The sequence below is a fragment of the Tangfeifania sp. genome (assembly GCF_055108615.1).
The window spans coordinates 1-6359 of the sequence record NZ_JBSQIC010000132.1; the positions used below are offsets into that span (position 1 = coordinate 1).

Consider the following 6359-nt stretch of genomic DNA (forward strand, 5'->3'; position numbering starts at 1 on the left):
CCTTTTGGGCGGAATATTTGTGAAAATTGAGATAAAACATAAAATATTTCACAAAAACGGCTCAAATTTGTAACCGAAATATTTCTTGCGGATTTAAGGTTTAACATTAATCATAATATCTTTTTAAATTTATTTTTAAGTTAAAATTGTAATTTGTTATTTTTTAGCAATTTGAGCGCTTGTAGTAAAATTTACAATAAGTCGATTGGCCAATCGTTAATTTATTTCAAAGCGATGTAAGGAAATGCAATTGGGGTAGTAGCCAAAATACTAAAATTTAAGCTTACTGTTGAATTTGAGCAGGTTAGGGGGTGTTTCTTTTGTGTTGATTAATGAATTTCCATTTCTGCAACTACAGGCAAATGATCTGACAAGGTAACCTGTGGTGTATATGAATTTTTCACTTTCCAGTTTTTGGCTGGTCGGTAAAAAATGTAGTCAATCTTGGATTTTGGATTTTGTGAAGGAATGGTAAAATCAGGGCTGCAGGCCTGGAGCCAGTTTCTCATGCCCTTGCTAATTTCGGGAGAATCAGGTTGTCCGTTAAAGTCGCCGGCAATTATTAGCGGTTGTTTAATTTTTTTGAGGGCCTTGTTAATTGCTTTTGCCTGAATAGTGCGCACCTTGGATGAAGAGTGGTCGAGATGAGTAGAAATGAAAGTGATTTGTTGGCCGGTAGGTAATTCGACATCAGCTAATAAAAGTGCACGTTGTTCATTCGAACCTTCGGGAACAGGAAGCAAAATTTTTCGGGTTTTTTCAAACGGATATTTTGACAGAATTCCTATTCCGTAATATCCTCCCGAGTAATCAATTGTTCGGGCATAAGCTGTTAACATTCCGGTACGGAACCCCAGTTCAGTAATAAAATCTTTCCCATTTTGGTGTGGAGCCCGTTCCCGGTTTGTTCGTACATCAACTTCCTGAAGAGCAACCACGTCGGGGTTTTCACTTTTAATAAATTCTGCCAGTTCTTCCAGTGAAGCAAGTTCTCCAAACCGAAGGTTGTAACTTAATACCTTTAGAGGATGCCCTTTATCTTCAGTGTGTTGCGCAGATGTAGAAACTGACAAAAACCCCAGCCCCAAAATTGAAAAGATAATAATCCAATATTTTATTCTAATCATAATTTTAAAATTTATTTTATCTCACTTGAGATTTAACCTGTTAAAAAATCTGGTTAAACTTTTCTTTGACAATCCTTTTTACTTCATCCATCGGAATTTCTTTTCCCAGTTCCTGCTGAATGGAAGTTACACCAAAAGTGAGGCCGCAGGGGTTGATGTAGCTGAAATAACGCATGTCGGTATTTACATTGAGCGCGAAACCGTGCATGGTTACATAGCGGCTCACGCGCACACCAATGGCGCAGATTTTCCGGGCGCGTGATGGATGATCGAAATCGAGCCAAACGCCGGTGGCACCTTCTTTCCGGCCGCCTCTCAAGCCGTATTCGGCGATGGTAGCAATAATGGCATCTTCCATTTTTTCGATGTATGGGCGCACCCCGATTTTGTAATATTCCAAATCGATGATGGGATAGCCCACCAACTGGCCCGGCCCATGGTAAGTAATGTCGCCACCCCGGTTGATTTTGTAAAAAGTGGCTTCAATTTTTTTCAGTAAATCGCCGTGTGCCAGCAGGTTTTTTTCGTCGCCGCTTTTCCCAAGCGTATAAACATGCGGATGCTCCACCAGAATAAACTGGTTTTTTGAAGTCGGTTGTTTGCTTGCCCGCTTTTCTGCAATTATTTCTGCAAGGATTTGTTCCTGCTGGTCCCACACCTCTTTGTAGTCTTTCAGACCAATATCGTTGTAATTAAAATCTGCCATTTTTAATAAAATTGAAGTAAACCCCGCATTTTCAAAATAATAAGGTAATAAGGTTACCTCTGTTACCTATTCTAAAATTTGGCTACTAAGGTTTATAAATAAAATAAGGTTTTAGTTCATTCCTAAAATTATATGTATCAAAAAAGAACACTCTCAAAAACAACCATCTTCATCTTTCTCCTTCCCTATTGGGGAAGGTTGGGATGGGGCTTTTCCTATGCATTCACATGTTGCTCTGCGCGGTAAGAACTCCGCACAAGCGGCGAACTTTCCACAAACGAAAATCCTTTTTCGAGGCCGATTTCGCGGTATTCCGCAAACTGTTCCGGTTTAATGTATTCTTTTACCGGCATGTGCGTGGCGGTAGGCGCCAGGTACTGACCGATTGTCATCACTTTGCAGCCGGCTTCGCGCAAGTCGTCCATGGTTTGCAGCACTTCCTCTTTCGTTTCGCCCAGTCCGAGCATGATGCCCGATTTGGCCACTTTGTGGTTTTGTGCGATGTATCTTATAGTATCGAGGCTGCGGCGGTATTTCGAAGCAAAACGTACAAAAGGTGTCAGTCGTTCCACTGTCTCGAGGTTGTGCGAAACCACTTCCGGGCCGGCATCGATAACCTGTTGAATCAATTCCTCTTTTCCCCTGAAATCGGGAATCAACACTTCGATTTGCGTTTCGGGGTTTACCCGCTTCACTTCCCGGATGGTGCGTGCCCAGATTCCGGCTCCCTGGTCGTCCAAATCATCGCGGTCAACCGAAGTAATCACGCAGTGTTTCACACCCATAATCCGTACTGATTCGGCCAGTTTTTCAGGCTCTTTTTCATCGGGAGGAAGCGGTTTGCCGCTCTTCACCGCGCAAAATTTACAGCGCCGGGTGCAAATGTCGCCCAGAATCATAAAAGTGGCAGTGCCCCTGTTCCAGCATTCTCCAATGTTCGGACAATTCCCGCTGGTACAAATGGTATGTAAACCGTGCTCGTTTACCAGATTTTTGACTTTGGAGTAGCTTTCGCCTTTTGGCATTTTCATCTTCATCCAACGTGGCAGTCTATGCCTTTCTCTCAGCTCATGTGCCATAACATATAATTTTATGCAAAAGTAATTTTTAAAATTCAAATGTTAAAACCAACTGCTAAAACCATTGTTCGGTTTTCAATGTTATTTTTGTAGTATTGCAAAAATGAATATGAAACGATTTCTGTTTACCATACTGATGCTGTTTTGCTTACATGTTGTTTCAGGACAGAATACCAAACAACAGGAAATACAAACCAATTCGAGGCTGGCGCTTTCCTATTTTAAATCAAATGAGTATGAAAAGGCGGCTCCCCTGTTGCTCGAGGTGTACAATTTGTCGCGAAACAGCTACTATTTCAGGATGTATTTAACTTCCCTCATCGAGCTCGAACGATTTGATGAAGCTGAAGAGCAAGTGAAAAAAGAAATTGAAAAATTTAACCGGCCTTCGCCCGAGTTTTTAATTCACCAGGGCTATGTTTTAAAAGCGCGCGGGAATATTGAAGAAGGCGATGAAAAGTACAACGAGGCGATTGAAATGATACCTGGGAACAAAGGAAATTACCTGATTACAGCCAATGCTTTTTTGCAGTGGCGTGAATATGAATGGGCGAAAAATGTTTACCTGCAGGGTCGTGAAACCGTTCCCGGCGAGGAGTTTAATTATGAACTGGCGAGATCTTACCTGTATTTACGCGATTATGAAAATATGATGGAGGAGTACCTTAACCTGGTGCGGCAGGATGAAACCCAGATTAACCGCGTGCAAAGCAGCCTGGCTTCGGCAATGCGCCTCGATGTTGACGATTCGCTGCGCGATAAATTCAGGACACAGGTTTTAAAACGTATTCAGAACGAACCGTCGGTTACCGGTTACAACCGGCTGATGATCTGGTTTCTGCTTCAGGAACGGCAGTTCTCGGCGGCACTGCGGCAATCGGTTTCCCTCGACCGGAGAACCGGAGAAGAGGATGCTCAGATTTATCGTCTGGGACTCATGGCCCTGAACAATAAAGAATATGAAAGTGCCGGGAACGCATTTGATTATCTTCTCGAAAAAGGTGATGCAAATCCGTTTTATAATCAGTCGTTTGCCCAGAAAATTCACGCATCATATATGCATTTTACCCTGGAAAATCCGGATGATATTTCAGAAGCAGATAAACTGGCCGGGGAATTTCAGGAAGGACTGGAACTGCTGGGATATTCACCAGCCACGTTAAATGTTATGCAGGAATATGCCCATCTGCTCGCCTTTTACCTTGATGAAACCGAAAAGGCTGTTTCCGTTTTAGAGCGGGGATTGGAAATTCCGCGGTTAAAATCCGAAGAATCCGGAGTTTTGAAAACAGAAATGGCGGATATTTACGTTTATGCCGGCGATCCGTGGGAGGCCATGCTGCTCTACTCGCAGGTGATTGATGCCAATAAAAAGAATACTCTGGGCGACGAGGTGAAACTGAAAAAAGCCAAACTGGGCTATTACATGGGCAATTTCAGCTGGGCCAGGGCACAACTCGACGTGCTGAAAGCCAGTACTTCGAAACTCACGGCCAACGATGCCATGGATCTATCGATGTTGATTGGCAACAACCTTAACCTCGACACCACGGCTGTTCCGCTGCAAATGTTTTCGCGCGCCGACCTGCTGTTCTTCCGCAACAAAGATTCACTGGCCCTTGCAACGCTCGATACCATTGCCGAAACCTACACTTACCACTCACTGGTAGATGATATTTTATACCGAAAGTCGAAAATTGAAGTATCACGGAACAATTACGAAAAAGCAGCAGAGTATCTTGAGCAAATCCGGACTGATTTCAGCTACGAGTTGCTGGCTGACGATGCTTTATACATGCTGGCTGAATTGTATAATTACAATCTGGACCGCAAAGAAGATGCGAAACAATTGTATAAAGAGATGCTGACCAGCCACCCGGGGAGTGTGTTTATTGAGGAGTCGCGTGAAAAGTACCGCGAACTGCGCGAAATTTACCCCGAAGAAATGCCTTCTCCGGAAGGTGAATTTTTCCTGCAAAAGGACTCTATTCCCAATGAATTCAACTAACAAAGCATATCTTTTTGCCGGTATGGCCGTGTTTTTTTGGTCAACCGTGGCCACTGCCTTTAAAATTGCCCTGCGCGAACTGGATTTTATCCAGCTTATATTTTATGCTTCGGCAACTACTGTAGCTGTTTTGCTGACGATTTTACTCATTCAGAATAAGACCCGATTATTGTTTCGGCAGTCGCGAAAACACTGGCTTAACTCCATTTTTCTGGGGGCTTTTAACCCGTTGTTTTATTATTTGGTATTGTTTAAAGCCTATTCGCTCTTGCCAGCTCAACTAGCGCAACCGCTCAACATGGTTTGGCCCATTGTGCTGGCGTTGCTTTCGGTGCCGTTTTTAGGGCAGAAAATCGGGAAGCTGAGCATCGTGGCACTGTTTATCAGTTTTATCGGGGTGGTTTTTATTTCGTCGCAGGGGGGAATTCGTGGATTTGAGAACACCAATATTTACGGTGTTTTTCTTGCACTCAGCAGTTCCATTCTCTGGTCATTTTACTGGATTTTCAGCGTACGCGACAAGCGTGACCAGATTGTGAAACTCTTCCTGAACTTCTTTTTCGGACTGATTTATCTCACCATCGCCGTTTGGATTTTTTCCGATTTCAGGGTGGAAACAGGAGAGAGTTTTTACGCGGCAATTTATGTGGGAATTTTTGAAGTTGGAATTACTTACGTGCTGTGGCTAAAAGCCATGCACCTGAGCACCAACAACGCCAAAATTGGAAACCTCGTGTTTCTGGCGCCGTTTGTTTCGCTCATTTTTATTCACTTTATTTTGAAAGAACACCTATTCGTCACTACTTTTATCGGGCTGATTTTTATCGTTTCAGGAATATTTATACAGCAATTAGATAAAAAAGAGAAGAAAGTTTGATGACTTCAAAACCACTAAAAATACTGGGCATCGACCCCGGAACTACGGTTACCGGATACGGACTGGTTGAGATACGCAACAACCAGCCGGTCATCCTGCACATGGGAACGCTGGTGCCGGGTAAATTTTCCGACCACTACCAGCGGCTGAAACATTTGCACGAACGGGCGTTGCACCTCGTGGAAGAGTACCGCCCGGATGTAATGGCCATCGAAGCGCCGTTTTACGGGAAAAATGTGCAGAGTATGCTGAAACTGGGACGCGGACAAGGTGTGATTATGGCGGCGGCACTGTTTCATTCGGTACCCATTCAGGAATACGCACCGCTGCTGGTAAAACAGTCGATTACCGGAATGGGGCGTGCCTCGAAACAACAAGTGGCCTATTTTCTTCAAAAAGTGTATCATTTATCCGACCTGGACCAGGGGCTGGATGCCACCGATGCCGTAGCCGTGGCCATCTGCCATTTTATTCAGCAGGGCAAACCGCAAAAAAGCAAGGAGTATAAAAGCTGGGGCGATTTTGTGAAAAAGAACCCGGGGCGAGTGAAGTAGGCAGTGAT

The 6359-nt window shown here is 43.8% G+C and carries 6 protein-coding genes; 3 read left to right on the forward strand and 3 right to left on the reverse strand.

The features are described 5' to 3' along the window. Window positions 1–329 precede the first annotated feature (329 nt). The 3 genes from ACTCNA_RS17220 to lipA all read right to left on the reverse strand — a co-directional run bounded on the left by ACTCNA_RS17220 (window position 330) and on the right by lipA (window position 2912). On the reverse strand, window positions 330–1127 hold the full coding sequence (locus tag ACTCNA_RS17220; RefSeq protein ID WP_462949177.1) for an endonuclease/exonuclease/phosphatase family protein: 798 nt from the start codon (window positions 1125–1127) through the stop codon (window positions 330–332). A 40-nt stretch (window positions 1128–1167) separates the two neighbouring features. Then, a complete protein-coding gene (gene lipB, locus ACTCNA_RS17225; protein ID WP_462949182.1) occupies window positions 1168–1845 on the reverse strand; it encodes a lipoyl(octanoyl) transferase LipB in 678 nt (225 codons plus the stop codon). A gap of 203 nt (window positions 1846–2048) precedes the next feature. After that, window positions 2049–2912, reverse strand: coding sequence for a lipoyl synthase (gene lipA / locus ACTCNA_RS17230; protein WP_462949178.1), 864 nt, complete (start codon window positions 2910–2912; stop codon window positions 2049–2051). Window positions 2913–3021: 109 nt separating this feature from the next. Here lipA and ACTCNA_RS17235 point away from each other — a divergent pair, with 109 nt between their 5' ends. Genes ACTCNA_RS17235 through ruvC form a run of 3 tightly spaced genes read left to right on the forward strand, consistent with a single transcriptional unit; the run spans window position 3022 to window position 6351 of the window. After that, complete coding sequence (locus tag ACTCNA_RS17235) at window positions 3022–4920, forward strand: tetratricopeptide repeat protein (protein ID WP_462949179.1); 1899 nt, start codon at window positions 3022–3024, stop codon at window positions 4918–4920. After that, complete coding sequence (locus tag ACTCNA_RS17240; RefSeq protein WP_462949180.1) at window positions 4907–5797, forward strand: DMT family transporter; 891 nt, start codon at window positions 4907–4909, stop codon at window positions 5795–5797. Before ACTCNA_RS17235 ends, ACTCNA_RS17240 begins: the two co-directional genes overlap by 14 nt. Beyond that, a complete protein-coding gene (gene ruvC / locus ACTCNA_RS17245; RefSeq protein ID WP_462949181.1) occupies window positions 5797–6351 on the forward strand; it encodes a crossover junction endodeoxyribonuclease RuvC in 555 nt (184 codons plus the stop codon). The genes ACTCNA_RS17240 and ruvC overlap by 1 nt, the downstream gene beginning before the upstream one ends. The last annotated feature ends 8 nt before the right edge of the window (window positions 6352–6359 follow it).